Source organism: Sulfurovum sp. (assembly GCF_041562805.1).
Taxonomy (GTDB): domain Bacteria; phylum Campylobacterota; class Campylobacteria; order Campylobacterales; family Sulfurovaceae; genus Sulfurovum.
In genome coordinates this window covers 1-3747 of record NZ_JBFFOH010000207.1, presented here as the reverse complement: position 1 = coordinate 3747, position 3747 = coordinate 1, and the positions used below count along the sequence as shown (strand labels likewise).

Sequence of the window (3747 nt, the reverse complement as noted above, 5' to 3'; positions counted from 1 at the left end):
GAAGAGTGAATTTACCAGTTTTATGATAGGAGCAGACTCTTCACTCGAAAGGAGGTCTTGTGAATTACGAATAAATTCCAGCAGGTCTGATTCTGCCTCTATGAGCTCATCTGAAGTTGTTGCCATCTCTTCAAAGTCAGTACCTGTCTGGATCTCTAGGAATTTGTTCTTAAGTCTCTCAAAACTCTCATCATCTACGATACTGATGGGATACTCTAACGAAAGTTTTGAAAAATAGTTAAGCGCATCTCCCAAGGTTTCTTTTTCGACAATACATGTTTTAACATCATCAACCATAGCAAAAAGCAAAGAGTGCTTGAGTGCCAGTTTATGGTTGATCTCCTCTTCCCAAAGAGGGTCAAGGTTTACATCCTGAAGACGAGGGAAATACATTATCCTTCCTCTTCTAAAAGACTCAAGTTATTCTGATGAGATGTTCTCTTTATTCGTCTGCTAGCCGGAGCAGTGGATTCAGAAGCGATTTCTGCAGTAGGGACGCCTGTTTTTTCCTCAAGTGCTTTTTCAAAGAAATCGTTATATCTTTCCTGTACTTCTTCAAGTTCAGACAACATACTTTTTAACTTTTGCAGGTCATCACTTTTTCTCACAATATAAGGCGTAAGGTAGATGACCACATTCTGCTCTCTTTCCACATCTGAGTGATGCGTAAAGAGTATATCTCCCAAATAGGGGATGTCTCCCAAGAATGGGACTTTAGACTCCCCTTTACCGCCAACTCTTTTTATAAGTCCTCCCAGGATGATCATTTCTCCATTGTTTACTATGGCATTGGTCTTCACGGTTCTTTTTGTAGTGGTTGGTCTGTCTGCTTGTTGTTCCGAAGAAGGGTCAATGTCTTCAAGCACTGTTTCTACTTCCAGTGTGACTTTATTGTTACTTGAAAGTCTTGGTTTGACTTTCAATGTAAGTCCGATGTCCTCTCTTGAATAATTATTGACCACATTTGACACACCAGAAGTCGACTGTTGTGCCTGCGTCAAAATGGACATTGTCTGCCCTACGTAGATCTCTGCTTCTTTGTTATTTGTACACAAGACAGAAGGCTCACTCATGAGGCGCGCGGCACCGTTTTGTTGCAATAGATCAAGCGTTGCTCCCAAAGCAAAGACCTTATCTGTGGCATCGAATTTAAAGGCTGGATCTGTCGTAATAATGGCATTACCATTGTTATCATAAGTTGTTGTTTCTGTATTTAGGTTAAGAAATCCCAAGAGTGCAGGAGACATTTGCAGTGCAGATGCTCCCATGTTTCCTGCTAATGTATAGAGTCCATTACTGGTAATCGCCCCACCGTTAAACCCATATTTGAGTCCAACCTGTTGAGCGAGATTACTGTCAATTTCAACGATCTTCGCTTTGACGTACACCTGCACTTTAGGAATATCTATCCTGTTTATCGTGTCTCTGATGTTCTTCATCTGCTCCGCCGTAGCCAGTAAGATCAATGCATTTCTTTCTATATCAGAGACAACCATCGCTTTACTTGGTGGTTTTCCACCTTTTACAGGTGCTTTCACAGCTACATTGTTCATCTGGGAAATAAGCTTACTCATGATCTTTTCCATCTCTTCGACGTTTGAGTTTTTGAGCCTGATTACATACATCTGCTGCGTGGTGCTCTCTCCCTTGATATCCAATTTCTTGATATATTTGATCATACGGATGTTATTGGCACTTTTACCGACAAGAATAATGGAATTTGTTGCTTCATCTTTAAAGATATCGACTTTTTCACTCTCAATGGTCTGTGGGAAGATCTTCTTTGCCATATTTTGCGCATTAGGAAAGACATCTTTGACCATAGAATGTTTCAGTTTAAGGACAACCGATTGTTTTCCACCTGTTACCTCAACAGCGTTAATCACTTTTGAGATAGCCGCCAGCGTCCTTGGCGTTGCCGTCACCGCCAAAACATTGTTCTCTTTAAAAGAGATCACTTTTGCACTCTTATGAAGTAGTGGTTTTATCTTAGCACGAAGTACCGCTGCATTTGAGTGCTTCAAAGGGAACATCACTGTTTTCATGGTTTCCCCTTGGATACTGCTGCTTACATCAAGCCCTTCACCTGCAGCATCATTAGATTTAACGACCTTGTAGTACTCACCCTGATCAATGATTGTTAAACCTTTACCGCCGAGAATAGAGTTTGCCAAAGAGAAGAGTGCACTCTTTTTAACAGGCTTCGTTGAGACAAAATTGATCTTACCTTTGAGCTCTGCTTCTATTAAAATGTTCTTCTGTGTGATCTTAGAAACCATCTCAACGAAGTCTTTCACGCTCAAGTCACGAAAGTTTACATCTACTGTTTCCTCTTCTGCATACAGTCCTGCAGACAATACGATTAATACACTCAATATAATTTTAGTTAACTTCATATTCTAACTCCATTTCTTCTTTATCTCTTTCAATAACCAATGTAAGATTATTGATATTTGAAATATTTTTATACACATTAAAAGCCGCATCATAGCTATCTATCGTTTGTCCGTTAATCGCTTTGATGACATCTCCTCTTTTTACACCAAGCTTCTCAAAAAGTGATCCTTTACGAATAAAAGAGATACTAAAGCCTTCTAGATCATTGCCTTTTTTTATCTCTTTAATACCGATGTTTTTTTCAAGATCACCCATGTTGTTAGCATAATGATCTACCAATGATTTATCAACGATCTTATGGTCACCCGCGTCTACGACATCACCTTCAACTTTCTTTTTCGATGGTTCTGGAACAGAAGCAGGCCTGCTGCTTGTGATACTCCTGTCACCCTGTGTACTGATGATCAAATTGATCTCATACGTTTTTCCATTTTTACTAAAAGTAGCATAGGTATTTCCCGCCCCTTCAAGTACAAATCCATTAATCTCTTCACCTTTTGCAAGTACTGTCGTTTTACGTTTATGCTCTACTGTCACCACGGTGACATCAGAAGCATTGTAAATGGCCAGAAGCTTGATATCTTTAATGCTTCCCGCCGTTTGCACAGGTTTCTTTGTTGTTGGAGCAGGCGCTTCATTTGGGCTTAGTTTTACTCTATAGTAAAGGGCTTTAGCCCCTTTCTCTGCCACATGCTCAACGCCGATCGTCGGTAACCATAGTACTGCAACAACAAACCAAACCATTTTCACAACAAGCAGCAAGATCAACAGTGCCCAAAGTCCTTTGACAACCTGCGGTTTAAAAAGATGTTTCATAGAACCATCCTTTCTCGTCTTGTTTTAACTGAGGTTTTAACATCCCAATTTTTTTACTCTCATTAAAATCCAAACGTACTGTTCGTTCACTCAGGTCAATGTTTCCTGCCATTGAACCAAAGGAACCACTTGCATCCACCGAAACGTTAAGAGGAGAGAGTATGGAGTGTGATAAGAGCGCTTTTTCCGTTATTTGCGGCACTATCGTTTTGAGGGAATCATCCATTTGAAGCGATCGTAATTCTATACTGCTGTAAAAAAGCATACTGCATAGACTTACTTCTTCTATTGTTGCAACATTGATACCCTTATAATAGACATTTACCTGATCCAGGGTGAGAGAGAATAGCCCTTCACTTATCTTTGCTTCATTTAGCTTTATATCCTGTTTCGCAAGCTCTTCTTCCAGCTTATAATACAACTCTTGCTTGGGCATAAGTACCAGTACTCCCAACCAGGCAACGATGAGTACAATGAAACTCTTTTTTACCATTTGCATTTGAACTCCACATCATAAAATGAAGCTATTTTTTG

The 3747-nt window shown here is 39.9% G+C and carries 3 protein-coding genes and 1 pseudogene; all 4 read right to left on the bottom strand.

The annotated features are described in order from the left end of the window. Positions 1-393, bottom strand: a pseudogene (locus ABYK33_RS14610) (type II/IV secretion system protein); the annotation flags it as partial. Next, positions 393-2396, bottom strand: coding sequence for a type II secretion system secretin GspD (gspD, locus tag ABYK33_RS14605; RefSeq protein ID WP_373034033.1), 2004 nt, complete (start codon positions 2394-2396; stop codon positions 393-395). The gene gspD and the pseudogene ABYK33_RS14610, both read right to left, overlap by 1 nt. Continuing rightward, entirely contained in the window at positions 2383-3213 is an 831-nt protein-coding gene (locus ABYK33_RS14600; RefSeq protein WP_373034031.1) for a PDZ domain-containing protein, read from the bottom strand. Before ABYK33_RS14600 ends, gspD begins: the two co-directional genes overlap by 14 nt. After that, positions 3197-3712, bottom strand: coding sequence for a hypothetical protein (locus ABYK33_RS14595; protein ID WP_373034030.1), 516 nt, complete (start codon positions 3710-3712; stop codon positions 3197-3199). Before ABYK33_RS14595 ends, ABYK33_RS14600 begins: the two co-directional genes overlap by 17 nt. Positions 3713-3747: the final 35 nt, after the last annotated feature.

What these genes read in the sequence shown, in the direction of transcription:
- ABYK33_RS14600 (WP_373034031.1), bottom strand. Translation starts at nt 3,213, where the DNA reads ATGAAACATCTTTTTAAACCGCAGGTTGTCAAAGGACTTTGGGCACTG.
- ABYK33_RS14595 (WP_373034030.1), bottom strand. Translation starts at nt 3,712, where the DNA reads ATGCAAATGGTAAAAAAGAGTTTCATTGTACTCATCGTTGCCTGGTTG.
- gspD (WP_373034033.1), bottom strand. Translation starts at nt 2,396, where the DNA reads ATGAAGTTAACTAAAATTATATTGAGTGTATTAATCGTATTGTCTGCA.